The following is a 24,109-nucleotide window of genomic DNA, read 5'->3' as shown; positions in this document are numbered from 1 at the left end:
GGGGTCCTCTTCCTACTGTCCGGGGGCCTTGGGCACGGTGGTGAGCAGCGGTTTCGGCGAGGTCGTGCCCTCGGGCGAGCCGACGGCGGCGACGCCGAAGGCGAGCGCCAGCGCGGCGGCCAGCCCGATGGCGGCGGCGAGGAGTGCGCGCATGGCGGTGCCTCCGGAATCTGATACAGCGTCAGGGCTGGGGCACCGTAGCAACGCGGGGTGAAGATGAGAACCCGTCGGCCGGTGATCACCGTCGTACCCCTGGGCGAACCCGCCGGCCACGCCTCCCGCGCTCATACTGGAAGGGCCGGTGATCACTGAGGGAGTTGGTCCATGCCGTTCACGCTCAGCCACGCGGCCGCCGTGCTGCCGGGCATCCGCCGCTCGGGCCGGGGGCGGGGGCCGCTGCTGGCCTCGGCCCTGGTGGCCGGGTCGTTCGCGCCCGACATGACGTACTTCGCGGCGAGCGCGGTGCCCGGGGCGATGGGGTTCGGGACCTTCACGCACTCGCTGCCGGGCGTGCTGACCCTGGACGCCGTGGTCACGGCCGCGCTGGTCGGGGGGTGGCTGCTGCTGCGGGAGCCCCTGGTCGCGCTGCTGCCGGGCCGGGCGCGGGGCCGGGTGTACCGGCTGGTGCGGGGCGAGGACTGGCGGGCGGCACCCTCGCGGGTGCGGCTCGTCCTGTGGTTCTGGGTCTCGGCCGTGATCGGCTCGCTCACGCACGTGGTGTGGGACGCCTTCACGCACCTGGACCGGTTCGGCACGGACGCGCTGCCGTGGCTGACCGCGGTGGTGGCCGGCTTCCCCTTCTACCTGTACGTGCAGTACGGCAGTTCCGCGGTGGCGCTGGCCGTCCTCGCCTGGTTCGTGGCGGGCGCGCTGCGGCGGCTGCCGGGCGGGGCCGCGCCGGCGGCGGTGCCGGTGCTCGGGCGGGGCGAGCGGGCCGGCGCGTTCGCGCTGCTGGGCGCGGCGGTGGCCGCGGGGGTCGCGCAGCGGGTGGCGCGCTGGTTCACGTACTTCGACGCGGTGCACTCGCCGTTCGACATCATCCCGACGATCTGCTTCGGCGCGGGCACCGGGCTGCTCCTGGCGCTGCCGGTGTACGCGCTGCTGGTGCGGCTGCGCCACCGGGGCGACCGGACGCCGACGGGGCCGGACGCGCGGACGCCCGTGTCCTCGTACCGCTGAGGACACGGGCGCCCGACGCGGCCCGGGTGCGGGTCAGTGCGCGGCGGACTCCCAGTCGGTGCCGACGCCGACCGACACGTCCAGGGGGGCGCGGAGGTCGGCGGCGGCCGCCATTTCCCGCCGGACGATCTTCTCAGTCGCGGCCGCCTCGCCCGGGGCGATCTCCAGCACGATTTCGTCGTGCACCTGGAGGAGCAGCCGGGACTTCAGCCCCGCCTCGGCCAGCGCACGGTCCACCCGGACCATCGCGACCTTGACGATGTCGGCCGCGGTGCCCTGGATGGGGGCGTTGAGCGCCATCCGCTCGGCGGCCTCGCGGCGCTGGCGGTTGTCGCTGTTGAGGTCCGGGAGGTAGCGGCGGCGGCCCAGCATGGTGGCCGTGTAGCCGGTGGCGCGGGCCTCGTCGACCACGCGCTGGAGGTAGTCCCGGACCCCGCCGAACCGCTCGAAGAAGGTGTCCATCAGGCCGCGCGCCTCGGCGGGCTCGATGTTCAGCTGCTGCGAGAGGCCGAACGCCGACAGCCCGTACGCCAGGCCGTACGACATCGCCTTGATCTTGCGGCGCATCTCGGCGTCGACGGCGGTCCGCTCGACGCCGAACACCTGGGAGGCGACGGTGGTGTGCAGGTCCTCGCCGGAGTTGAAGGCCTCGATCAGGCCCTCGTCCTCGGAGAGGTGCGCCATCACGCGCAGCTCGATCTGGCTGTAGTCGGCCGTCATCAGCGACTCGAAGCCTTCGCCGACGACGAAGCCGCGGCGGATGGCCCGGCCCTCGTCGGTGCGCACCGGCACGTTCTGCAGGTTCGGGTCGGTCGAGGACAGGCGTCCGGTGGCGGCGACCGTCTGGCTGAAGGTGGTGTGCACCCGGCCGTCGGCGGCGATCGTCTTGATCAGGCCCTCGACCGTGGAGCGCAGCCGCGCCTGCTCCCGGTGCCGCAGCATGATCACGGGGAGTTCGTGGTCGGTCTGCTGCGCCAGCCAGGCCAGCGCGTCGGCGTCGGTGGTGTAGCCGGTCTTGGTCTTCTTCGTCTTGGGCAGGCCCAGTTCGCCGAAGAACACCTCCTGGAGCTGCTTGGGCGAGCCGAGGTTGAACTCGTGGCCGACGGTGGCGTGGGCCTCCTTGACGGCCTGCTGCACGGCGTCGGCGAACTGCCGCTCCATGGCCTCCAGGTGGTCGCGGTCGGCCGCGATGCCGTGCCGCTCCATCCGGGCCAGCAGCTCGGAGGTGGGGAGCTCCACGTCGTGCAGCAGCTCGGCCGCGCCGGCCTGCCCGAGCTTCTCGGCGAAGGCGTCGCCCAGGTCGAGCACGGCACGCGCCTGCGCCATCAGCGCCTCGGCCTCGGCCGACTCGTCGGCGCCGAAGGCCAGCTGGCCGTCGGCGGCGGCCGGCTGGAGCTCCCGGCCCAGGTACTCGACCGACAGCACGTCCAGCGCGAAGGAGCGCCGGCCGGGCTTGACGAGGTAAGCGGCGAGCGCGGTGTCCATGGAGACGCCGGCCACCGTCCAGCCGTGCTCGGGGAAGACCCGCATCGCGCCCTTGGCGTTGTGCATGACCTTCAGCCGGGACGGGTCGGAGATCCACCCGGCGAAGGCCCGCTCGTCGGCCTCGTCCAGCCGCGACGGGTCGAACCAGGCCGCGGCACCGCCGGCCGCGGCCAGCGCGACCTCGGAGACGCTGCCCGTGCCCAGGCCCCATGCGTCGACCGTCGCGACGCCGAGCGGACCGGAGGAGTGGGCCGCGAGCCACGGGGCCAGCTCGCCGGCGCCCAGCACGCTGGCGTCCAGCTCGACCCCGGCGGCCGGCGCCGGCGCCTGCTCCTCGGCGGCGCCCGGGTCCACGGCCAGCAGCCGCTCGCGCAGCGACGCGTTCCGGATCTCCAGGACGTCCAGGACGCCCGTGACGGCCTTGCGGTCGTACGGCAGCCGCTCCAGGTCCGCGGGGGTGCGGCCCAGCTCCACGTCGCGGACCATCTCGGTCAGCACGCGGTTGAGCTTCACCGACTCCAGGTGGTCCCGGAAGTTCTGCCCGGCCTTGCCCTTGACCTCCTCGGCCCGCTCCACCAGCTCCGCGAACGAGCCGAACTGGTTGATCCACTTCGCGGCGGTCTTCTCGCCGACGCCCGGGATGCCGGGGAGGTTGTCGGACGGGTCGCCGCGCAGGGCCGCGAAGTCGGGGTACTGCGACGGCGTCAGCCCGTACTTCTCCTGGACCTTCTCCGGGGTGAAGCGGGTCAGCTCGGAGACGCCCTTGGTCGGGTACAGCACGGTGGTGTGCTCCGACACCAGCTGGAACGAGTCCCGGTCGCCCGTGACGATCAGGACTTCGAAGCCCGCCGCCTCCGCCTGCGTCGCCAGCGTCGCGATCACGTCGTCGGCCTCGAAGCCGTCCACCGCGAACCGCGGCACGGCCATCGCGTCGAGCAGCTCGCCGATCAGCTCGACCTGCCCCTTGAACTCGTCCGGGGTCTTCGAGCGGTTCGCCTTGTACTCGGGGAACTCCTGCGAACGCCACGTCTTGCGCGACACGTCGAACGCCACCGCGAAGTGCGTGGGCGCCTCGTCGCGCAGCGTGTTCGCCAGCATCGACGCGAAACCATAGATGGCGTTGGTCGGCTGGCCGGTCGCGGTCGTGAAGTTCTCCGCCGGCAGCGCGAAGAACGCGCGGTACGCCAGGGAGTGCCCGTCCATGAGCATCAGGCGCGGGCGCTGCTCCGCTGTCGTCTGGTCGGTCTGCTTCGATGCTGTCTCTGCCACGCCCCCGAGCCTAGTCGGCCCCACCGACAATGCCGTCGCTCCCCGCCCCCGGCGGCCGTGACAGGATCGGAGGTGTACGAGAACGCGCGACGCATGCTCAAAGGGGAGCGACATGGCCACCAAGCCGCCCGCAGGTGATCCGGTACAGGACGCGCCGCAGGTCGCGCCCCCCAAGCACGCCGCCGCCGGCCTCCCCGCCATCGGCCACACGCTGCGGATCGCCCAGGCGCAGATGGGCGTCGCACGGACCGCCCGCACCCTCCTCAAGGTCAACCAGAAGGACGGGTTCGACTGCCCCGGCTGCGCCTGGCCCGAGGGCGACAAGCGGCACACCGCCGAGTTCTGCGAGAACGGCGCCAAGGCCGTGGCCGAGGAGGCCACCCTGCGCCGGGTCACCCCCGACTTCTTCGCCGCCCACCCCCTCGCCGACCTCGCCGGCCGCTCCGGCTACTGGCTCGGCCAGCAGGGCCGCATCACCCAGCCCATGTACCTCCCCGAGGGCGCCGACCGGTACGAGGCCGTCACCTGGGAGCGCGCCTTCGCGATCATCGCCGAGGAACTGCGCGCCCTCTCCTCCCCCGACGAGGCCCTCTTCTACACCTCCGGCCGCACCAGCAACGAGGCCGCGTTCCTCCTCCAGCTGTTCGCCCGCGAGTTCGGCACCAACAACCTGCCCGACTGCTCGAACATGTGCCACGAGTCCTCGGGCTCCGCGCTCACCGAGACCATCGGCATCGGCAAGGGCAGCGTCTCCCTGGAGGACCTCCACCAGGCCGACCTGATCATCGTCGCCGGCCAGAACCCCGGCACCAACCACCCCCGCATGCTGTCGGCCCTGGAGAAGGCCAAGGCCGCCGGCGCGAAGATCATCTCGGTGAACCCGCTGCCCGAGGCCGGCCTGGAACGCTTCAAGAACCCCCAGACCCCCCTCGGCATGCTCCGCGGCGCGGCGCTCAACGACCTCTTCCTCCAGATCCGCATCGGCGGCGACCAGGCCCTCTTCCGCCTCCTCAACAAGCTGGTCATCGAGACCCCCGGCGCCACCGACGAACTGTTCATCCGCGAGCACACCCACGGCTACGAGGAACTCGCCGCGGCCGCCGCCAAGGCCGACTGGGACGAGACGCTCACCGCCACCGGCCTCACCCGCCCCGAGATCGAGCAGGCCCTGCGCATGGTCCTCGACTCCAAGCGCACCATCGTCTGCTGGGCCATGGGCCTCACCCAGCACAAGCACGCCGTCCCCACCATCCGCGAGGTCGTCAACCTCCTGCTGCTCCGCGGCAACATCGGCCGCCCCGGCGCCGGCGTGTGCCCGGTGCGCGGCCACTCCAACGTCCAGGGCGACCGCACCATGGGCATCTTCGAGCGCCCCGCACCGGCCTTCCTCGACGCCCTCGACCGCGAATTCGGCATCACCTCGCCCCGCCACCACGGCTTCGACGTGGTCCGCTCCATCCAGGCCCTGCGCGACGGCGAGGCCAAGGTCTTCTTCGCCATGGGCGGCAACTTCGTCGGCGCCACCCCCGACACCGACGTCACCGAGGCCGCCATGCGCAACGCGGCCCTCACCGTCCACGTCTCCACCAAGCTCAACCGCTCCCACGCGGTCACCGGCCGGCGCGCCCTGATCCTGCCCACCCTCGGCCGCACCGACAAGGACGTCCAGGCGGCCGGCAAGCAGTTCGTCACCGTCGAGGACTCCATGGGCATGGTCCACGCCTCCCGCGGCAACCTCACCCCCGCGAGCCCCCACCTGCTGTCCGAGCCCGCCATCGTGGCCCGCATGGCGCGCGCCGTCCTCGGCGACGCCTCCCGCACCCCGTGGGAGGACTTCGAGCGGGACTACGGCACCATCCGCGACCGGATCTCCCGGGTCGTCCCCGGCTTCGAGGACTTCAACGCCCGCGCCGCCCGCCCCGAGGGCTTCGTCCTCCCGCACGCCCCCCGCGACGAGCGGCGCTTCCCGACCAGGACCGGCAAGGCGAACTTCACCGCCGCCCCCGTCGAGTACCCCCGGGTCCCCGAGGGCCGCCTGCTGCTCCAGACCCTGCGCTCCCACGACCAGTACAACACCACGATCTACGGCCTCGACGACCGCTACCGCGGCATCAAGGGCGGCCGCCGCGTGGTCCTCGTCCACCCCGACGACGCGGCCGCCCTGGGCCTGGCCGACGGCGCCTACACCGACCTGGTCTCGGAGTGGAACGACGGCGTCGAGCGCCGCGCCCCCGGCTTCCGCGTGGTGCACTACCCGACCGCGCGGGGCTGCGCGGCGGCGTACTACCCGGAGACGAACGTGCTGGTGCCCCTGGACTCCACCGCGGACACCAGCAACACCCCGGCCAGCAAGTCGGTGGTCGTCCGCTTCGAGCCGGCCGGCTGACCGGCGCGGACGCGGGAACGTGATCCCCATGACTGAGCATCCGCTCAGTCGGGTGATATGAAGAGGGCGTTAACGGTCGTTTACGAAACGGAGCCGTCCCCATGGGCGAACAGCACGCCGTGAAGTTCCCGCAGGAAGTCCTCGACGAGTACGCCGCGTTGGGCATCGACCTGCCCGCCCTCTTCTCCGCCGGACACCTCGGCGAGCGCATGGACATCCGCATCCTGGAGGCCTCGGCCGACCGGGTCGTCGGCACCATGCCCGTCGAGGGCAACACCCAGCCCTACGGGCTCCTCCACGGCGGCGCCTCCGCCGTGCTCGCCGAGACCCTCGGCTCCGTCGGCTCCATGCTGCACGGCGGCATCAACAAGATCGCCGTCGGCGTGGACCTCAACTGCACGCACCACCGCGGCGCCCGGTCCGGCCTGGTCACCGGCGTCGCCACCCCCGTCCACCGCGGCCGCTCCACCGCCACGTACGAAATCGTCATCACGGACGAGCAGGACAAGCGGGTCTGCACCGCCCGCCTCACCTGCCTGCTCCGCGACACGAACTCGCAACAGCCGGGCTGAGACAGGGCGTTGTCCCACCCCGGGGCGCCCCACTACCTTCCCCGCATGGGAGTGGTACGGGCGCCACGGGGCGCACCCACGAAGCGCACCGCACGGGCCTCCGCCGCCCTGGCGCTGTGTGCCGCCGTCCTCGCCTCCTGCACCACCCCGGGCTCCCCCGCGGGCCCGGGCTCCCCGACGGGCCCCGCCGCCCGCTCCGCCGCCGCTCCGGCCCCCGCCCCGACCACCCCGCGGGAGCTGTGCGTCCACCTGGTCTCGTACTGGGCCGCCCGCATCCTCGACGGCGGCCCGCACGCGCACTTCGACTACCAGGAGATGGGCCTCTCCGGCGGCCAGTACGAGATCCTGCGCGCCGCCCTCGCCGCCGCCCGGGCCGTCCGCCCGCCCGGGGACACCGCGGCGGCCCACCTGGCCGCCGGCGAGCAGGCCCGGCGCGGCTGCGCCGACCGGTACCGGCACGGCACCCCCAGCGGCGGCCCCTGGCAATGAGCGGCATCGGCCCCCTGGAACCCGGCGAGGACACCTGGGACGCGTCCCCGGCCCGCCGCCCGCCCGCGCGCACCCGCGGCCCCCTGGGCCGCCGGCGGCGGGCCGCCCTGGCCCTGACCGGCGTCCTCGCCCTGGCCGGATCCGGCGCCTATCTGTACGCGATCAGGCCAGATCCGGAGCCCCCCGCGCCGCCCCCGCACCCCTCACAGGTGTTCTCCGTGCGGTACGGGGCCCCGGTGCGGCCGGCCGGCCCCGCGGCGGACTTCGCCTTCACCGTCACCCTCCGCACGACGGCCGGCCCGCCGGTGACCGTCCACCGGATCGGACAGCCGTCGGCAGCACTCAGCGTGACGACCGCCCCCGCCTCACCGATCACCGTGGTCAAGGGTGAGGTCCGTGAGGTTGTTGTGCTGATTCGGGTCAGGGATTGCGTGCATGTAGCACGGAATGCAGGGCTCCCTTTTCTTGAGGTAACCCTCAGTAATGGCGGGCCGAATGAGCAGCACAGTTACATCCTCGGTGACCGATATGCACGAGAACTCTCCAGGTCACTGATCGGCACATGTCCCGAAGATCGAGACAAGGGCACCCCGGAGACGTCATGACCAAAACTCGCTACAGTCCTGCACTGTCAGGACCCAAACCGCATGACAGTCCTGCCCCTTCTCAGCATGCGGACAAGACGAACCGGCCGGAATTCCCCCGTTCCACCCGCCAAGTTCCGCTATGTATTACGCCGTGGCATAACAAGAGCGTCACAGCCTTGGCCCGAGCCCTCCATATCTCCCGATCAGCCGCCTAGAGTCACGGCCAGTCACCGCGACCACCGGATTCCACCCAGTTCGGTTCCGCGTTTCGACTCGGCGCGTCCCGTGGGGGACGCCGTGCCTGGAAAGGACTGATCGTGCGTCAGCGTTCTCTCATTGCCGTGACGGCCGCACTCGCCGCGGGTGCCCTCACGCTCACCGCCTGTGGCTCGCGCGATGACAAGGGCGGCAGCGGCGACGCCGGCTCCGGCGGCACCACGGTCGTCATCGGTGTCGACTCCCCGACCACCGGCGACCTGTCGGCCCTCGGCCTCGGCATCCGCAACTCGGTCGACCTGGCCGTCCAGCAGGCCAACGCCAAGAAGTACGTCAAGGGCGTCACCTTCAAGATCGAGGCCTACGACGACCAGGCGCAGCCGTCCTCCGGCCAGCAGAACGCCACCAAGCTCGTCGCCAACAAGGACGTCCTCGGTGTCGTCGGCCCGCTGAACTCCTCCGTCTCGGAGTCCATGCAGAAGGTCTTCGACGACGCCAAGCTCGTCCAGATCTCGCCCGCCAACACCAACCCGGCCCTGACCCAGGGACCGAAGTGGAACACCGGCGAGAAGCTCCGCCCCTACAAGTCGTACTTCCGCACCGCGACCACGGACGCCATCCAGGGCCCGTTCGCCGCGCAGTACCTCTTCAACAAGGCGGGCAAGAAGAAGGTCTTCCTGATCGACGACAAGAAGACCTACGGCGCCGGCCTGGCCGCCACCTTCAAGCAGGAGTTCACCAAGCTCGGCGGCCAGGTCGCCGGCGAGGCCCACGTGAACCCCGACACCAAGGACTTCTCCGCGGTCGCCACCCAGGTCAAGAGCTCCGGCGCCGACGTCGTCTACTACGGCGGCGAGTACCCCGCGGCCGGCCCGCTCTCCAAGCAGATCAAGAAGGCCGGCGCGGCCATCCCGCTGGTCGGCGGCGACGGCATCTACTCCGGCGACTTCATCAAGCTCTCCGGCAAGGAGGGCCAGGGCGACCTCGCCACCTCCGTCGGCGCCCCGGTCGAGACCCTGCCCTCGGCCAAGGAGTTCGTCGAGAACTACAAGAAGGCCGGCTTCAAGGAGGCCTACGAGGCCTACGGCGGCTACTCCTACGACTCCGCCTGGGCGATCATCGAGGCCGTCAAGGCCGTCGTCGACGCCAACAACGGCAAGCTCCCGCAGGACGCCCGCGCCAAGGTCCTCGAGGCCACCGGCAAGGTCTCCTTCGACGGCGTGACCGGCAAGGTCTCGTTCGACGAGTTCGGTGACGCGACCAACAAGCAGCTCACCGTCTACAAGTACGAGGGCGACGCCTGGAAGGCCGTCGAGTCCGGCACCTTCGCCGGCTGACCCTCTCCGATCACCACACCTGCCGCGCGGGGCGCGCACACCTAGCGCCCCGCGCGGTGTCACATCCGTCGAAAGACTCGGAGGACCTGCGGTGCACGAACTGCCGCAACAGCTGGTCAACGGCCTGCTACTGGGATCCATGTACGGGCTCGTCGCCATTGGCTACACAATGGTCTACGGCATCGTCCAGCTCATCAACTTCGCCCACGGCGAGATCTTCATGACCGGCGGGTTCGGAGCCCTCACGGTCTGGCTGATGCTCCCCTCGGGCACCACCATGTGGGTCGCCCTGCCCCTCATGCTCATAGGCGCGATCGCCGTCGCCACCACCATCGCCGTAGCGGCGGAACGGTTCGCCTACCGCCCCCTGCGCAACGCACCCCGACTCGCCCCGCTCATCACCGCCATCGGCCTCTCCCTCGCCCTCCAGCAGGCGGTCTGGGCCTGGTACCCCGAGGCGAAGTCCTCCCGAGTCTTCCCCGAAATCCCCGGCGGCCCCTTCCACATCGGCAGCATCACCATCCAGACCGGTGACGTCTTCCTGCTGATCGCCGCCCCCGTCTGCATGGTCGTCCTCGGCTGGTTCGTCATGAAGACCCGCACCGGACGCGGCATGCAGGCCACCGCGCAGGACCCGGACACCGCCAAGCTCATGGGCATCAACACCGACCGCATCATCGTGGTCGCGTTCGCCCTCGGCGCGGCCTTCGCCGCCGTCGGCGCCGTCGCCTACGGCCTCAAGTACGGCGAAGTCAACTTCAAGATGGGCTTCCTGCTCGGCCTCAAGGCCTTCACCGCCGCCGTCCTCGGCGGCATCGGCAACATCTACGGCGCCATGATCGGCGGCCTCGTCCTGGGCCTCGCCGAGACCATGGCCACCGCCTACATCGCCCACATCCCCGGCATGCAGCAGCTCGGCGGCCAGGCCTGGGCCGACGTCTGGGCGTTCGTACTCCTCATCCTCGTGCTCCTCTTCCGGCCCCAGGGCCTGCTGGGCGAGCGCGTGGCGGACAGGGCGTGATCACCAATGACCACTGAGACCATCGACGTCGTCACCGCCCCGTCCGACGGCGGACACCGCGGCCTCATCGGCATCAACGAGAAGACCGCCCGTCTCCTCGCCACCGCCGGCGGCGCCCTCACCACCGTCTCCGCCTTCCTCGCCTGGACCTGGACCGACGCCTTCCCCGGCGACCTCACCGTCTACGGCTACCCCGGCGGCCTCCAGTGGCTCGTCCTCGTCGGCGGCCTGCTCACCCTGCTCTTCTCCCTCTCCTCCTACGGAGTCAAGGGCCTCCGCTGGCTCACCCCGGCCGGAGCAGACGCAGCCATCAAGCTCGCCGCCCTCGCCGCCTTCGCCACCGCCTGGTACACCGCCTTCGCCATCAGCAACACCCTCGGCGGCCTCGTCAACCTCGAGCCCGGCGGCTTCATCGCCCTCGGCGCCACCCTCATCGCCCTCGTCGGCGCCCTCGCGCTCCCCTTCGAGCACCCCGAGACCGACGCGGCCGACCCCGACGACAGCGGCTTCGACAAGTTCAAGCACGACCTCGGCAACCGCTGGACCGTCGTCAAGGCCGGCTTCGCCACCGGCACCGCCCCCGCCATGAAGCGGCTCCCGGCCTACGCCGAGATCCTCATCCTCACCGGCGTACTCGCCCTCGGCCTCGCCGTCTTCACCTACGGCATCGGCACCGAGTACGACGAACTCTTCATCGGCTTCCTCATCACCGCGTGCCTCGGCTTCGCAGCGATCAACAAGGCCGGCCTCATCGGCCGCGTCTCCGCCATCGCCGCGACCCACCGCAACGTCGCCATGGTCGGCGGCTTCGCCGCCGCCGCCGCCTTCCCCTTCACCCAGACCGACGACCAGTACGCGACCATCGGCGTCAACATCCTGATCTTCGCCACCGTCGCCCTGGGCCTCAACATCGTCGTCGGCCTGGTCGGCCTCCTCGACCTCGGATACGTCGCCTTCCTCGGCGTCGGCGCCTACGCCGCCGCCATGGTCTCCGGCTCCCCGTCGTCCCCCTTCGGAGTCCACCTCCCCTTCTGGCAGGCCATCCTCATCGGCGCCGCCGCATCCATGATCTTCGGCGTCCTCATCGGCGCCCCGACCCTGCGGCTCCGCGGCGACTACCTCGCCATCGTGACCCTCGGCTTCGGAGAGATCTTCCGCATCGCCGTCAACAACACCGACGGCACCTCCGGCCCCGACATCACCAACGGCTCCAACGGCATCTCCTCGATCCCGAACCTCGACATCCTCGGATTCGACTTCGGCGCCGAGCACACCATCGCCGGCTTCACGATCGGCCGCTTCGCCAACTACTTCTTCCTCATGCTGATCGTGACCCTCGTCGTCGTGCTGGTCTTCCGGCGCAGCGCCGAGTCCCGCATCGGCCGCTCCTGGGTCGCCATCCGCGAGGACGAGACCGCCGCCGAAGCCATGGGCATCAACGGCTTCCGCGTCAAGCTCATCGCCTTCGCCCTCGGCGCCGCCCTCGCCGGCCTCGCCGGAGCCGTCCAGGCCCACGTGACCTACACCGTCACCCCCGAGCAGTACACCTTCGCCAACGCCGTCCCGCCGAACTCGGCCTTCCTCCTCGCGGCCGTCGTCCTCGGCGGCATGGGAACCATCAGCGGACCCCTCGTCGGCGGAGCCCTGCTCTTCCTCATCCCGAACAAGCTCCAGTTCATGGGTGAGTACCAGCTCTTCGCCTTCGGCCTCGCGCTCATCCTCCTGATGCGCTTCCGCCCCGAAGGCCTCATCCCCAACCGGCGCCGCCAGCTCGAATTCCACGAGAACGAGCTCGACGAGAAGTCCGCAGACCTCAGCAAGGCAGGGGCCTGACCATGACGACGACCACCGAGACCCCCGCCGCCGCCACCGGCGAGACCGTCCTCGACGCCAGCGGAGTCACCATGCGGTTCGGCGGCCTCACCGCCGTCAACAACGTGGACCTCACCGTCAAGAGCGGCGAGATCGTCGGACTCATCGGCCCCAACGGCGCCGGCAAGACCACCTTCTTCAACTGCCTCACCGGCCTCTACATCCCCACCGAAGGCCAGGTCCGGTACAAGGGCACGGTCCTGCCGCCCAAGTCCTTCAAGGTCACCGCGGCCGGCATCGCCCGCACCTTCCAGAACATCCGTCTCTTCAACAATATGACGGTCCTGGAAAACGTCCTCGTCGGACGCCACACCCGCACCAAGGAAGGCCTCTGGTCCGCCCTCCTCCGCCTGCCCGGCTTCCACAAGGAAGAAGCCGCCAGCCGCGAGAAGGCCCTCGAACTCCTCGAGTTCATCGGACTCGCCCACAAGGCCGACCACCTCGCCCGCAACCTCCCCTACGGCGAACAGCGCAAGCTCGAAATCGCCCGCGCCCTCGCCAGCGAGCCCGGCCTCCTGCTCCTCGACGAGCCCACCGCCGGCATGAACCCGCAGGAGACCCGCGCGGCCGAAGAACTCATCTTCGCCATCCGGGACAAGGGCATCGCGATCCTCGTGATCGAGCACGACATGCGCTTCATCTTCAACCTCTGCGACCGCGTCGCCTGCCTCGTCCAGGGCCAGAAGCTCATCGAAGGCACCGCCACCGAGGTCCAGAGCGACGAGCGCGTCATCGCCGCCTACCTCGGCGAGCCCTTCGAGGCCCCCACCGAGGAAACCGCGGCAGCCGACACCACGGAAGCCGACACCACCGCGGACGAAGCCCCCGAGGCCGACACCGCCGACGCCCCGGAGACCGACGCCCCCCAGGCCGAGGCCACCGAGGAGAGCACCACCAGCACGGACGGAGACGCCAAGTGACCGCACTGCTCGAGGTCGAAGACCTCAGGGTCGCCTACGGCAAGATCGAGGCCGTGAAGGGCATCTCCTTCAGCGTCGAGGCCGGCCAGATCGTCACCCTCATCGGCACCAACGGCGCCGGCAAGACGACCACCCTGCGCACCCTCTCCGGGCTCATCAAGCCCAAGGGCGGCCAGATCAAGTTCAACGGCAAGAGCCTCAAGAAGGTCCCCGCCCACGACATCGTCTCGCTCGGACTCGCCCACTCCCCCGAGGGGCGGCACATCTTCCCGCGCATGTCGATCGAGGACAACCTCCTCCTCGGCGCCTTCCTCCGCAAGGACAAGGACGGCATCCAGAAGGACGTCCAGCGCGCCTACGACCTCTTCCCGATCCTGGGAGAGCGCCGCAAGCAGGCCGCCGGCACCCTCTCCGGCGGCGAGCAGCAGATGCTCGCCATGGGCCGCGCCCTCATGTCGCAGCCCAAGCTCCTCATGCTCGACGAGCCCTCCATGGGCCTCTCCCCGATCATGATGCAGAAGATCATGGCCACCATCTCCGAGCTCAAGGCCGCCGGCACGACCATCCTCCTGGTCGAGCAGAACGCCCAGGCCGCGCTGTCCCTGGCCGACCAGGGCCACGTCATGGAGATCGGCAAGATCGTCCTCTCCGGCCCCGGCCGCGACCTGCTGGTCAACGAGGACGTCCGCAAGGCGTACCTCGGCGAGGACTGACCCGGCCCCGGCACTCCGAAGGCCCGCCTCCCCTCGGGGGGAGGCGGGCCTTCGGGCGTCTGTGCTCCCGCGCACGCCGAAGGCCGCCCCGGAACGATCTCCGCGGCGGCCTTCGCGTGCGTACGAACGGCCCTACTGGCCCTTCGCGGCCTTCTTCTCCTCGGCGTCCTCGATGACCGCCTCCGCGACCTGCTGCATCGACATGCGCCGGTCCATCGACGTCTTCTGGATCCACCGGAACGCCGCCGGCTCGGACAGCCCGTACTGCGTCTGCAGCACGCTCTTCGCCCGGTCCACCAGCTTCCGCGTCTCCAGCCGCTGCGAGAGGTCCGCGACCTCCTTCTCCAGCGCCTTCAGCTCCGCGAACCGCGACACCGCCATCTCGATGGCCGGCACCACGTCGCTCTTGCTGAACGGCTTCACCAGGTACGCCATCGCACCGGCGTCCCGGGCCCGCTCGACGAGGTCGCGCTGCGAGAACGCGGTCAGCATCAGCACGGGCGCGATGGACTCCCCGGCGATCTTCTCCGCGGCGGAGATCCCGTCCAGGACCGGCATCTTCACATCGAGGATCACGAGGTCCGGCCGGTGCTCGCGCGCGAGCTCCACGGCCGTCTGCCCGTCCCCGGCCTCGCCGACGACGGAGTACCCCTCCTCCTCCAGCATCTCTTTGAGGTCGAGCCGGATCAGCGCCTCGTCCTCGGCGATGACGACACGGGTCGTCAGCGGCGGAACATGCGACTGGTCGGCGTCGACGGGGGTGGTCGACGGCTCGTTCTCGGCGGTCACGGAGGCTCCTCGTTGCGGGGCAGTGCTGCTGGAATGAGCCTACCTAGCTGATGGTGTACTCGGTCACCGGGTACACTCCGACCAGCAACCTTGCCGGGTTGGCGCAACTGGCTGACGCGGAGGTCTCAAACACCTCTGTCCGTGAGGACGTGTGGGTTCGAATCCCATACCCGGCACCTCTCAGCAAAGCGGACGTTCACCTTCGCATGAACGTCCGCTTTTTGCTGCACTCAGTGAGATCTCATCACGCAGAGTGGCGCCATGGAGTTTCACAGCCTTGAGGTACGCCAAACAGCCATCTCTCTGCTCCGTGCCGGCACGAAGAACGCCGACGTCGCCCGCCACCTCGGTGTCCCCCTGGGGACCATCAGCTACTGGAAGCACGTGGACCGTGCGAAGCGCGGCGAGCCCGTGGCGATACGCCCCTCACTGCTATGCCCCCGTTGCGACGAGCGGGGCCTTGACCTTTCGGCCTATGCCTACGTGCTGGGCCTCTACCTGGGCGATGGGCACATCAGCCACTACGTGAAGCACAAGGTGCCCAGTCTCATGATTACGCTCGACAACTCCTGGCCTGGCATCCAGGACGCGGCGGAGAACGCACTGCGCGCGGTGTTTCCGCACAACGCGACCTGCCGGGTGGCGACTCCCGGCGCCAAGAACATCAAGGTCTACTTCAAGCATCTGCCCTGCATGTTCCCTCAGCACGGGCCCGGCAAGAAGCATGAGCGCCGGATCGCGCTCGAACCCTGGCAGCAGGACATCGTGGACGAGTACCCGTGGGAGTTCATCCGCGGGCTCATCCACTCGGACGGCTGCCGGATCACCAACTGGACCACCCGCATGGTCGGCGGCGAGCGCAAGCGCTACGAGTACCCGCGGTACTTCTTCACGAACAAGTCGGACGACATCCGGAAGCTCTGCACCGACACGCTGACCAAGGTCGGGGTGGAGTGGACGGTGCTGGCGCGCGGCAGCGATCCGTTCAACGTGTCCGTGGCCCGGAAGGCGTCGGTGGCGCTCATGGATGCGCACATCGGGCCGAAGTACTAGGCGTGCAGGGTGCCTTCGAGGATCGTCACGGCGCGGCCGGTGAGTTCGACGCGGTCGCGGCGTACGGCGGTGTGGACGAGGCCGGTGCGGGGGGAGGCCTGGAGGCCGGTGAGGGTGGTGCGGTCGAGGCGGGCGGCCCAGTGGGGGGCGAGGGCGGTGTGGGCGCTGCCGGTGACCGGGTCTTCGGGGATGCCGTTGGCGGGGGCGAAGAAGCGGGAGACGAAGTCGTAGCCGCGGGTGGGGTCCTGGGCGAGGGCGGTGACGATGATGCCGCGGATGCCTTCGCGGGTGGTGAGGGCGGCGATGGCGTCGAGGTCGGGGGTGAGGTGGCGTACGGCTTTTTCGTCGGTGAGGTGGACGAGGAGGTCGCCGAGGGGGCCGGTGCGGTAGGTGGGGCCGGGGATGGTGCGGAGGGCCGCGTCCAGTCCGTCGGGCGCGGGGGTCTGGGTGGTGGGGGCAGCGGGGAAGTCGAGGGTGATGGTGCCGTCGGCGTCGGCGTGGGTGGTGAGGGTGCCGTGGTGGTTGCTGGTGAAGCGGACGGTGCCGTCGAGGTGGTGGGTGGTGCGGAGTGTGTGGGCGGTGGCGAGGGTGGCGTGGCCGCAGAGGGTGGCTTCGACGGTGGGGGTGAACCAGCGGATGGCCCAGTCGGTGGGGCTGTGGGTGGGGAGGGCGAAGGCGGTTTCGGGGTGGTTGATTTCGGCGGCGATGTTCTGCATCCAGGCGTCCTGGGGCCAGGTGCCGGGTGGGAGGAGGAGGACGCCGGCGGGGTTGCCGCTGAAGGGGCGGTCGGTGAAGGCGTTGACGAGGTGGAAACGCATGGCGGGAGGTTAGTGGGCTGTGGGGCGGGTGGGGGTGGGCCAATTGGGTGTTGGTGGCCTGTGGGGCCTACCGGGGGGAAACGGTGCGGCCCGGTCCGAGGGGTGCTCGGCCGGGCCGTGGTGGTGTGGGGCGGTGCGCGGTGTGGCGTCAGACGGGGTCGCCGATGTGGTGGACGCGGACGAGGTTGGTGGAGCCGGGGACGCCGGGCGGGGAGCCGGCGGTGATGACGACGGTGTCTCCGGGTGCGCAGCGGCCGATGCGGAGGAGTTCTTCGTCTACTTGGGCGACCATGGCGTCGGTGGAGTCGACGTGGGGGCCGAGGAAGGTTTCGACGCCCCAGGTGAGGTTGAGCTGGGAGCGGGTGGCGGGGTCGGGGGTGAAGGCGAGGAGGGGGATGGGTGAGCGGTAGCGGGAGAGGCGGCGGACGGTGTCGCCGCTCTGGGTGAAGGCGACGAGGAATTTGGCGTTGAGGAAGTCGCCGATTTCGGCTGCTGCGCGGGCGACGGCGCCGCCTTGGGTGCGGGGTTTGCTGCGTTCGGTGAGTGGGGGGAGGCCCTTGGCGAGTACGTCTTCTTCTGCGGCTTCGACGATTTTGGCCATGGTGCGGACGGTGTCGACGGGGTATTTGCCGACGCTGGTTTCGCCGGAGAGCATGACGGCGTCGGTGCCGTCGAGGACGGCGTTGGCGACGTCGGAGGCTTCTGCGCGGGTGGGGCGGCTGTTGTCGATCATCGAGTCGAGCATCTGGGTGGCGACGATGACGGGTTTGGCGTTGCGCTTGGCGAGTTTGACGGCGCGCTTCTGGACGATGGGGACTTGTTCGAGGGGCATTTCGACGCCGAGGTCGCCGCGGGCGACCATGATGCCGTCGAAGGCGGCGACGATGTCGTCGATGTTTTCGACGGCCTGGGGCTTTTCGATCTTTGCGATGACGGGGAGGCGTCGGCCTTCTTCGTCCATGATGCGGTGGACGTCGTCGATGTCGCGTCCGGTGCGGACGAAGGAGAGGGCGATGACGTCGGCTCCGGTGCGCAGCGCCCAGCGCAGGTCGTCGATGTCTTTTTCGGAGAGGGCGGGGACGGAGACGGCGACGCCGGGGAGGTTGAGTCCCTTGTGGTCGCTGACCATGCCGCCTTCGATGACGCGGGTGTGGACGCGGGGGCCGTCGACGGTGGTGACTTCGAGGCTGACGCGGCCGTCGTCGACGAGGATGCGTTCGCCGGGGGTGACGTCGGTGGCGAGGCCTTTGTAGGTGGTGCCGCAGGTGTGGCGGTCGCCGGGGACGTCGGCGGTGGTGATGGTGAATTCGTCGCCGCGTTCAAGGAGTACGGGGCCTTCGGTGAAGCGGCCGAGGCGGATCTTCGGGCCTTGAAGGTCGGCGAGGATTCCGACGCTGCGGCCGGTTTCGTCGGAGGCCTTGCGGACGCGTTGGTAGCGCTCCTCGTGTTCGGCGTAGGTGCCGTGGCTGAGGTTGAGGCGGGCGATGTCCATTCCGGCTTCTACGAGGGCTTTGATCTGCTCGTACGAGTCGGTTGCGGGGCCCAGGGTGCAGACGATTTTCGCTCGGCGCATGGGTCGAGCGTATGCCCTACCGGGCGGTAGGAAGGGGGGTCCTGATGTCTGCTCAACAACCTTTGAGTGAAAGGCTGTTGACAATTGTTGAATGGGCGCGGGGGTGCTCTGATGAGCACCCCCGCGGGCCTGTGGGCCGGGCCGTCAGAGTGCCGGCGGGGTCATGGTGAAGCGTGCGTTGACGGAGGCGTAGACGGTCTGGCGCTGGGGTTCGAGGTCGAGGGCGGGCGGGGGTTCTGCTTCGGCGGCGCCGAAGGCCATGGTGCGGAAGCGGCCGGCGGGGGCGGCGGCCATGGCGACGGGGCGGGCGTCGTCGGCGCCGAGGTCGGCGAGTTCGACGAGGGCGGCGAGTTGGGCGCCGAGGGCGTTGGCGTATTCGCGGGCGCGTTGGACGGCTTCGAGTACGGCTTGTTTGCGGGCTTGTCCGTGGGCCGGGGAGTCGGGGCGGAGGGCCCACCAGGGTCCGTCGACGTGGGTGAGTTCGAGGTCGGCGAGGCGGGTGGTGAGTTCGCCGAGTGCGGTGAAGTCGGCGAGTTCGGCGGTGGTGTGGACGCGGCCGTGGTAGGCGCGGATGCGTTCGCCGCGGCCGTGGCGGGTGAGTTCGGGGGTGATGGAGAAGGCGCCGGTTTCGAGTTTTTCGACGGCGTCGCCGTAGCTCTTGACGAGGTCGAGTACGGCGGTGTTGCGGCGGGTGAGGTCGTCGAGGGCGCTGCGGCGGTCGGTGCCGCGGGCGCTGACGCTGATGCCGATGCGGGCGATTTCGGGGTCGACTTCGAGTTGGGCTTCGCCGCGGACGGCGACGCGCGGGACTTGGGGGGTTCCGTAGGGCTGGGGCGTGGCGTCCTGGTCGGTCATGCGGTCCACTGTCGCACCGTCGGGGGTGGGAGGGCGGGTGTGTGGGGTGGTCATCGGATCGCAACCTGGCGGGGGTGTTGCGTGCGGTTGGCGTGGGCCAGAATCTACGCGCGTTATCTACGCGCATTGCGTTGCCTCACGAGGGAGAAGACATGCCGTTCGATCGCAGGACGTTCCTGGGCACTTCGGCCGCCACGGGCGCGGCGGTGGCCCTGGCCGGTCCGGCCGTTTCCGCTTCCGCCGCCGAGCAGGTGCCGGCGGGCCGTCCGGTGAAGCGGTACGCGTTCACGGTGATGGGGACGACCGATCTGCACGGGAATGTCTTCAACTGGGACTACTTCACGGACAAGGAGTTCGACGACAAGGCGCACAACGACGTGGGCCTGGCGAAGATCTCGACGCTGGTGGAGCAGGTCCGGGCGGCGAAGGGGCGGGGCAATACGCTGCTGATCGATGCGGGTGACACGATCCAGGGCACGCAGCTGTCGTACTACTACGCGAAGGTGGACCCGATCACGGCGCGGCGTGGTCCGGTGCACCCGATGGCGCAGGCGATGAATGCGATCGGCTATGACGCGGCGGCGCTGGGGAACCACGAGTTCAACTACGGCATACCGGTGCTGCGGAAGTTCGAGGAGCAGTGTGATTTCCCGCTGCTGGGGGCGAACGCGCTGGATGCGAAGTCGCTGCGGCCGGCGTTCGCGCCGTACAGCATGCACCGGCTGCGGACGCCGTGCGGGCGGGACGTGAAGGTGGCGGTGCTGGGTCTGACGAATCCGGGGATCGCGATCTGGGACAAGCAGAACGTGCAGGGGAAGATGGTGTTCCCGGGTCTGGAGGAGCAGGCGGCGAAGTTCGTGCCGCGGCTGCGTTCGATGGGTGCGGACGTGGTGATCGTGTCGGCGCATTCGGGTTCGAGCGGTACGTCGTCGTACGGTGACCAGCTGCCGTACATCGAGAACGCGGCGGGTCTGGTGGCGGAGCAGGTGCCGGGGATCGACGCGATCCTGGTGGGTCACGCGCACACGGAGATCCCGGAGTACCGGGTGAGGAACAAGGAGACGGGCAAGGAGGTCGTGCTGTCGGAGCCGCTGAAGTGGGGGCAGCGGCTGACGCTGTTCGACTTCGAGCTGGTCTTCGAGCGGGGCCGCTGGTCGGTGGAGAAGGTGTCGGCGCAGGTGCTGAACTCCAACACGGTGCCGGAGGACCCGAAGATCACGAAGCTGCTGTCGGACGAGCACGCCAAGGTCGTGGCGTACGTGAACCAGGTGATCGGTACGTCGACGCAGGCGATGTCGGCGGCGGAGGGGCCGGTGAAGGACGTTCCGATCATCGATCTGATCAACCACGTGCAGGCGGACACGGTGCGGGCGGCGCTGGCGGGTACGGAGTTCGCCGCGCTGCCGGTGCTGTCGCAGGCGTCGTGCTTCTCGCGTACGGCGTCGATTCCGGCGGGTCAGGTGACGATCCGGGACGCGGCGGGGCTGTACCCGTTCGAGAACACGCTGGAGGCGCGGCTGCTGACGGGTGCGCAGCTGAAGGACTACCTGGAGTACTCGGCGAAGTACTACGTGCAGACGGCGCCGGGTGAGGTGGTGGACCCGGCGAAGCTGACGAACGCGGAGGGGACGCCGGACTACAACTACGACGCGGTGTACGGGCTGTCGTACGAGATCGACGTGGCGCAGCCGAAGGGTTCGCGGATCGTGGGGCTGTCGTTCCAGGGGCAGCCGGTGGATCCGGCGGCGCAGTTCGTGCTGGCGGTGAACAACTACCGGGCGTCGGGCGGCGGGAACTTCCCGCACGTGCCGGGGGCCCGGCAGCTGTGGGCGAACTCGGACGAGATCCGGAACACGATCATTTCGTGGGTGAAGGCGAAGGGGACGGTGGACCCGGCGCAGTTCGCTTCGGTGGACTGGAAGCTGACGCGGGCGGGTGTGCCGGTGTTCTAGGGGTCCGGTGGCCCGGGCGGTGCGGCCGTCACGGGTGTTCGACGAGTGGGAGCAGCTCCCCCGCGGTGTGCGGGCGGGGCTGCTCTCGTGTTTGGAGGCCGAAGGTGGTGAAGGCGGTGCGTTCGGGGAGGGGGTAGGGGTCGGTTCCGGTGAGGGTGTTGAGGATGCGGGCGCTGCGCCAGGCGGCGAGGCCGAGGTCGGGGGCGCCGACGCCGTGGGTGTGGCGTTCGCCGTTCTGTACGTAGATGTGGCAGCCGGTGGCGGTGATGGTGCGGTCGAGGAGCATGCGGTAGTCGGCGTCGATGCGGGGGCGGCCGGTGGCGTCCTTGCGGAGGTAGGGGTCGAGGCCGGCGAGGAGGCCGGCGAGGGGGCGTTCGCGGTAGCCGGTGGCGAGGATGACGGCGTCGGTGGTGAGGCGGGTGCGGGTGCCCTGCTGGGTGTGTTCGAGGTGGAGTTCGATCTTGGTGGTGGCGATGCGTCCTGCGGTGCGGACGGTGACGCCGGGGGTGAGGACGACGTCGGGCCAGCCGCCGTGGAGGGTGCGGCGGTAGAGCTCTTCGTGGATGGCGGCGATGGTGTCGGAGTCGATGCCCTTGTGGAGTTGCCATTGGGCGGGGACGAGGTGGTCGCGGACGTGTTCGGGGAGGGCGTGGAAGTAGCGGGTGTAGTCGGGGGTGAAGTGTTCGAGGCCGAGCTTGGAGTACTCCATGGGGGCGAAGGCGGGGGTGCGGGCGAGCCAGGTGAGGCGTTCGCGGCCGGCGGGGCGGGCGCGGAGGAGGTCGAGGAAGATTTCGGCGCCGGACTGGCCGGAGCCGATGACGGTGATGTGGTCGGCGCCGAGGACGCGGGTGCGGTGGTCGAGGTAGGCGCCGGAGTGGATGACGGGGACGGTGGGTGCGTCGGCGAGGGGCTTGAGGGGTTCGGGGACGTGGGGGGCGGTGCCGATGCCGAGGGCGAGGTTGCGGGTGTAGGTGCGGCCGAGGGCTTCGGCTTCGCCGTCGGGGTCGATCTGGGTGAAGTCGACTTCGAAGAGGGCGCGTTCGGGGTTCCAGCGGACGGCGTCGACCTGGTGGCCGAAGTGGAGGCCGGGGAGGCTGTCGGCGACCCAGCGGCAGTAGGCGTCGTATTCGGCGCGCTGGATGTGGAACTTCTCGGCGAAGTAGAAGGGGAAGAGGCGTTCCTTGTGGCGGAGCCAGCGGAGGAAGGACCAGGGGCTGGCGGGGTCGGCGAGGGTGACGAGGTCGGCGAGGAAGGGGACCTGGAGGGTGGCGCCGTCGATGAGGAGGCCGGGGTGCCAGCGGAAGTCGCGGCGCTGGTCGTAGAAGGCGGTGGAGAGCGGCCGGGTGCCGTTGGTGTGCGGGAGTCCGTGGGCGAGGGCGGCGAGGGAGAGGTTGGCGGGGCCGATGCCGATTCCGACGAGGTCATGGGGGGCTTCGGGCTGGGCGGTGGCGGTCATCGGGCCGGTCATGGGTGGGTGCTGCCTTCCGGGAGGTCCAGGAGTGTGAGGAGGTCTTCGAGGTCGCCCTCGGTGGTGTGCGGGTTGAGCAGGGTGGCCTTGAGCCAGAGGCGGCCGTCTGCGGTGGCGCGGCCGAGGACGGCGCGGCCGTGGTGGAGGAGGCTCCGGCGGAGGGCGGCGAGGTCGTCGTCGGTGGCGCCGACGGGCCGGAAGAGCACGGTGCCGATGGTGGGCGGGGCGTGGAGTTCGAAGCGGGGGTGGGCTTCGAGGAGTGCGGCGAGGCGGTGCGCGGTGGCGCAGGTGCGGTCGATGAGGTCGGTGAGTCCGTCGCGGCCGAGGGCGCGGAGGGTGGTGGCGATCTTGAGGATGTCGGGGCGGCGGGTGGTGCGGAGTGAGCGGCCGAGGAGGTCGGGGAGGCCGGCTTCGGTGTCGTCGTCGGCGTTGAGGTAGTCGGCCTGGTAGGCGAGGGGGGTGAGGAGGGTGGGGTCGGGGACGGCGAGGAGGCCTGCGGCGACGGGCTGCCAGCCGAGTTTGTGCAGGTCGAGGGTGAGGGTGGTGGCGTGTTCGAGGCCGGCGAGCCGGTGCCGGTGGGTGGGGCTGAGGGCGAGGAGGCCGCCGTAGGCGGCGTCGATGTGGAGTTCGGCGTGGTGGCGGGCGCAGACGGCGGCGATCGCGTCGAGGGGGTCGATGAGGCCGGCGTCGGTGGTGCCGGCGGTGGCGGCGACGAGGTGGGGGCCGGGGGTTTCTCTGAGGGCGCGGTCGAGGGTGTGGGGGTCGAGGGTGCCGTGGGGGGTGGGGAGGGTGTGGGGGCGGGGCATGCCGAGGAGCCAGGTGGCGCGGGGCAGGGAGTGGTGGGCGTTGGCTCCGTGGACGAGCTGCACGGGTGCGGTGTGGCGTTCGCGGGCGAGGAGGAGCGCGAGTTGGTTGGCTTCGGTGCCGCCGGTGGTGACGAGGGCGTCGGCGGTGGGGGTGCGGAGGATTTCGTGGGCGAGGGTGCGGGTGACGAGGGTTTCGATCTCGGAGGCGGCGGGGGCCTGGTCCCAGGAGTCGAGGGAGGGGTTGAGGGCGGTGGCGGCGAGGTCGGCGGCGGTGGCGACGGCGAGCGGGGGGCAGTGCAGGTGGGCGAGGCAGTGGGGGTGGGCGGGGTCGGCGGCGCCTTCGGTGAGGGCGCGGACGAGGGTGGTGAGGGCCTCGTGGTCGCCGGTGCCGTGGTCGGGGAGTACGTCGCCCAGGGCGGCCCGTACGCGGTGGGCGACGGTGTCGGGTCCGCCGGCGGGGAGGGGGCCGCGGCGGGCGCGGGCGCCTTCTTCGAGGGCGGTGAGGACGGTGTCGAGGAGGGGGCGCAGGGCTGCGGGGCCGGCGGGGCCTCCGGCGAGGGGGGCGGGCATGGGGGTTCCTCCGGGTCGGACCGGGGCGGGGACTCTCCTCCGGTCAGCCCAACGAGGGCACCCCGGTCGGGGTAACCGGTGCCGCCCGGCGTCCCGGATGCCGGGCACGGCCGCCTGTGCCGGGGGGTAGGTGGGGGGTGCGGCCGTGCCCCGGGGGCGGGGCGGTGTTGTTCCCCTGT

The 24,109-nt window shown here is 70.5% G+C and carries 20 protein-coding genes and 1 tRNA gene; 13 read left to right on the top strand and 8 right to left on the bottom strand.

From position 1 onward, the window contains the following. Positions 1 to 12: 12 nt before the first annotated feature. The gene (locus ACIQUQ_RS08140; protein WP_403972576.1) at positions 13 to 153 is read right to left on the bottom strand and encodes an SPW_0924 family protein; all 141 of its coding nucleotides are present in this window, start codon (positions 151 to 153) and stop codon (positions 13 to 15) included. A gap of 171 nt (positions 154 to 324) precedes the next feature. Here ACIQUQ_RS08140 and ACIQUQ_RS08135 point away from each other — a divergent pair, with 171 nt between their 5' ends. Further along, positions 325 to 1,179 (top strand): DUF4184 family protein, encoded by an 855-nt coding sequence (locus ACIQUQ_RS08135; protein WP_403972574.1) that lies wholly within the window; start codon positions 325 to 327, stop codon positions 1,177 to 1,179. 33 nt (positions 1,180 to 1,212) lie between these two features. Here the strand turns inward: ACIQUQ_RS08135 and polA are convergent, their stop codons facing one another. Beyond that, a complete protein-coding gene (polA, locus tag ACIQUQ_RS08130) occupies positions 1,213 to 3,933 on the bottom strand; it encodes a DNA polymerase I (RefSeq protein ID WP_403972572.1) in 2,721 nt (906 codons plus the stop codon). A 112-nt stretch (positions 3,934 to 4,045) separates the two neighbouring features. Between polA and ACIQUQ_RS08125 the strand changes: the two genes are divergently transcribed. The 9 genes from ACIQUQ_RS08125 (at position 4,046) to ACIQUQ_RS08085 (ending at position 14,046) form a co-directional block, all read left to right on the top strand. Next, on the top strand, positions 4,046 to 6,319 hold the full coding sequence (locus ACIQUQ_RS08125; RefSeq protein WP_403972569.1) for an FdhF/YdeP family oxidoreductase: 2,274 nt from the start codon (positions 4,046 to 4,048) through the stop codon (positions 6,317 to 6,319). A gap of 101 nt (positions 6,320 to 6,420) precedes the next feature. Next, on the top strand, positions 6,421 to 6,891 hold the full coding sequence (locus ACIQUQ_RS08120) for a PaaI family thioesterase (protein ID WP_403972567.1): 471 nt from the start codon (positions 6,421 to 6,423) through the stop codon (positions 6,889 to 6,891). Between the two features lie 45 nt (positions 6,892 to 6,936). Then, positions 6,937 to 7,380 carry a hypothetical protein gene (locus tag ACIQUQ_RS08115; RefSeq protein ID WP_403972564.1) on the top strand — a complete coding sequence of 148 codons (444 nt, stop codon included), beginning with the start codon at positions 6,937 to 6,939 and terminating at the stop codon, positions 7,378 to 7,380. Then, positions 7,377 to 7,985, top strand: coding sequence for a Tat pathway signal sequence domain protein (locus tag ACIQUQ_RS08110; protein WP_403972561.1), 609 nt, complete (start codon positions 7,377 to 7,379; stop codon positions 7,983 to 7,985). The genes ACIQUQ_RS08115 and ACIQUQ_RS08110 overlap by 4 nt, the downstream gene beginning before the upstream one ends. A 299-nt stretch (positions 7,986 to 8,284) precedes the next feature. Next, entirely contained in the window at positions 8,285 to 9,520 is a 1,236-nt protein-coding gene (locus ACIQUQ_RS08105) for a branched-chain amino acid ABC transporter substrate-binding protein (RefSeq protein ID WP_403972559.1), read from the top strand. Between the two features lie 91 nt (positions 9,521 to 9,611). Then, on the top strand, positions 9,612 to 10,541 hold the full coding sequence (locus ACIQUQ_RS08100) for a branched-chain amino acid ABC transporter permease (protein ID WP_403972556.1): 930 nt from the start codon (positions 9,612 to 9,614) through the stop codon (positions 10,539 to 10,541). Between the two features lie 6 nt (positions 10,542 to 10,547). After that, positions 10,548 to 12,374, top strand: coding sequence for a branched-chain amino acid ABC transporter permease (locus ACIQUQ_RS08095; protein WP_403972554.1), 1,827 nt, complete (start codon positions 10,548 to 10,550; stop codon positions 12,372 to 12,374). A gap of 2 nt (positions 12,375 to 12,376) precedes the next feature. Next, the gene (locus tag ACIQUQ_RS08090; protein WP_403972551.1) at positions 12,377 to 13,333 is read left to right on the top strand and encodes an ATP-binding cassette domain-containing protein; all 957 of its coding nucleotides are present in this window, start codon (positions 12,377 to 12,379) and stop codon (positions 13,331 to 13,333) included. After that, entirely contained in the window at positions 13,330 to 14,046 is a 717-nt protein-coding gene (locus ACIQUQ_RS08085; protein WP_403972549.1) for an ABC transporter ATP-binding protein, read from the top strand. Before ACIQUQ_RS08090 ends, ACIQUQ_RS08085 begins: the two co-directional genes overlap by 4 nt. Before the next feature lie 132 nt (positions 14,047 to 14,178). Here ACIQUQ_RS08085 and ACIQUQ_RS08080 read toward each other — a convergent pair whose 3' ends face one another. Next, entirely contained in the window at positions 14,179 to 14,835 is a 657-nt protein-coding gene (locus tag ACIQUQ_RS08080) for an ANTAR domain-containing response regulator (RefSeq protein ID WP_403660920.1), read from the bottom strand. A gap of 92 nt (positions 14,836 to 14,927) precedes the next feature. On the opposite strand from ACIQUQ_RS08080, the gene ACIQUQ_RS08075 reads away from it, so the two are divergent. Both ACIQUQ_RS08075 and ACIQUQ_RS08070 read left to right on the top strand, forming a co-directional pair. Further along, positions 14,928 to 15,011 (top strand) — tRNA-Leu (locus ACIQUQ_RS08075). 85 nt (positions 15,012 to 15,096) lie between these two features. After that, positions 15,097 to 15,888, top strand: coding sequence for a helix-turn-helix domain-containing protein (locus tag ACIQUQ_RS08070; protein ID WP_403972547.1), 792 nt, complete (start codon positions 15,097 to 15,099; stop codon positions 15,886 to 15,888). Here the strand turns inward: ACIQUQ_RS08070 and ACIQUQ_RS08065 are convergent. The 3 genes from ACIQUQ_RS08065 to ACIQUQ_RS08055 form a co-directional block, all read right to left on the bottom strand. Next, on the bottom strand, positions 15,885 to 16,706 hold the full coding sequence (locus ACIQUQ_RS08065; RefSeq protein WP_403972545.1) for a PhzF family phenazine biosynthesis protein: 822 nt from the start codon (positions 16,704 to 16,706) through the stop codon (positions 15,885 to 15,887). The genes ACIQUQ_RS08070 and ACIQUQ_RS08065 overlap by 4 nt on opposite strands. A 148-nt stretch (positions 16,707 to 16,854) precedes the next feature. After that, on the bottom strand, positions 16,855 to 18,279 hold the full coding sequence (gene pyk, locus ACIQUQ_RS08060; RefSeq protein ID WP_403972543.1) for a pyruvate kinase: 1,425 nt from the start codon (positions 18,277 to 18,279) through the stop codon (positions 16,855 to 16,857). Between the two features lie 144 nt (positions 18,280 to 18,423). Then, positions 18,424 to 19,134, bottom strand: a complete 711-nt coding sequence (locus ACIQUQ_RS08055) for an SIMPL domain-containing protein (protein ID WP_403972540.1) — start codon at positions 19,132 to 19,134, stop codon at positions 18,424 to 18,426. 152 nt (positions 19,135 to 19,286) lie between these two features. Here ACIQUQ_RS08055 and ACIQUQ_RS08050 point away from each other — a divergent pair, with 152 nt between their 5' ends. Beyond that, the gene (locus ACIQUQ_RS08050) at positions 19,287 to 21,086 is read left to right on the top strand and encodes a bifunctional metallophosphatase/5'-nucleotidase (protein WP_403972537.1); all 1,800 of its coding nucleotides are present in this window, start codon (positions 19,287 to 19,289) and stop codon (positions 21,084 to 21,086) included. 28 nt (positions 21,087 to 21,114) lie between these two features. On the opposite strand, the gene ACIQUQ_RS08045 is transcribed toward ACIQUQ_RS08050, so the two are convergent. Together ACIQUQ_RS08045 and ACIQUQ_RS08040 are read right to left on the bottom strand one after the other, a co-directional pair. Beyond that, the gene (locus tag ACIQUQ_RS08045; RefSeq protein ID WP_403972908.1) at positions 21,115 to 22,542 is read right to left on the bottom strand and encodes a lysine N(6)-hydroxylase/L-ornithine N(5)-oxygenase family protein; all 1,428 of its coding nucleotides are present in this window, start codon (positions 22,540 to 22,542) and stop codon (positions 21,115 to 21,117) included. A gap of 8 nt (positions 22,543 to 22,550) precedes the next feature. Then, complete coding sequence (locus ACIQUQ_RS08040) at positions 22,551 to 23,930, bottom strand: pyridoxal phosphate-dependent decarboxylase family protein (protein ID WP_403972535.1); 1,380 nt, start codon at positions 23,928 to 23,930, stop codon at positions 22,551 to 22,553. Between the last annotated feature and the right edge of the window lie 179 nt (positions 23,931 to 24,109).

It is taken from the genome of Streptomyces sp. NPDC101118, from assembly GCF_044759445.1.
Classification (GTDB): Bacteria; Actinomycetota; Actinomycetes; order Streptomycetales; family Streptomycetaceae; genus Streptomyces.
This window is presented reverse-complemented; position numbering and strand designations above follow the sequence as displayed.

Excerpts from the sequence above, each read along its gene's own strand:
- ACIQUQ_RS08140 (WP_403972576.1), bottom strand. The coding sequence starts at position 153 with ATGCGCGCACTCCTCGCCGCCGCCATCGGGCTGGCCGCCGCGCTGGCG.
- ACIQUQ_RS08135 (WP_403972574.1), top strand. The coding sequence starts at position 325 with ATGCCGTTCACGCTCAGCCACGCGGCCGCCGTGCTGCCGGGCATCCGC.
- ACIQUQ_RS08125 (WP_403972569.1), top strand. The coding sequence starts at position 4,046 with ATGGCCACCAAGCCGCCCGCAGGTGATCCGGTACAGGACGCGCCGCAG.
- ACIQUQ_RS08120 (WP_403972567.1), top strand. The coding sequence starts at position 6,421 with ATGGGCGAACAGCACGCCGTGAAGTTCCCGCAGGAAGTCCTCGACGAG.
- ACIQUQ_RS08115 (WP_403972564.1), top strand. The coding sequence starts at position 6,937 with ATGGGAGTGGTACGGGCGCCACGGGGCGCACCCACGAAGCGCACCGCA.
- ACIQUQ_RS08110 (WP_403972561.1), top strand. The coding sequence starts at position 7,377 with ATGAGCGGCATCGGCCCCCTGGAACCCGGCGAGGACACCTGGGACGCG.
- ACIQUQ_RS08095 (WP_403972554.1), top strand. The coding sequence starts at position 10,548 with ATGACCACTGAGACCATCGACGTCGTCACCGCCCCGTCCGACGGCGGA.
- ACIQUQ_RS08090 (WP_403972551.1), top strand. The coding sequence starts at position 12,377 with ATGACGACGACCACCGAGACCCCCGCCGCCGCCACCGGCGAGACCGTC.
- ACIQUQ_RS08070 (WP_403972547.1), top strand. The coding sequence starts at position 15,097 with ATGGAGTTTCACAGCCTTGAGGTACGCCAAACAGCCATCTCTCTGCTC.
- ACIQUQ_RS08065 (WP_403972545.1), bottom strand. The coding sequence starts at position 16,706 with ATGCGTTTCCACCTCGTCAACGCCTTCACCGACCGCCCCTTCAGCGGC.
- pyk (WP_403972543.1), bottom strand. The coding sequence starts at position 18,279 with ATGCGCCGAGCGAAAATCGTCTGCACCCTGGGCCCCGCAACCGACTCG.
- ACIQUQ_RS08055 (WP_403972540.1), bottom strand. The coding sequence starts at position 19,134 with ATGACCGACCAGGACGCCACGCCCCAGCCCTACGGAACCCCCCAAGTC.
- ACIQUQ_RS08050 (WP_403972537.1), top strand. The coding sequence starts at position 19,287 with ATGCCGTTCGATCGCAGGACGTTCCTGGGCACTTCGGCCGCCACGGGC.
- ACIQUQ_RS08045 (WP_403972908.1), bottom strand. The coding sequence starts at position 22,542 with ATGACCGCCACCGCCCAGCCCGAAGCCCCCCATGACCTCGTCGGAATC.
- ACIQUQ_RS08040 (WP_403972535.1), bottom strand. The coding sequence starts at position 23,930 with ATGCCCGCCCCCCTCGCCGGAGGCCCCGCCGGCCCCGCAGCCCTGCGC.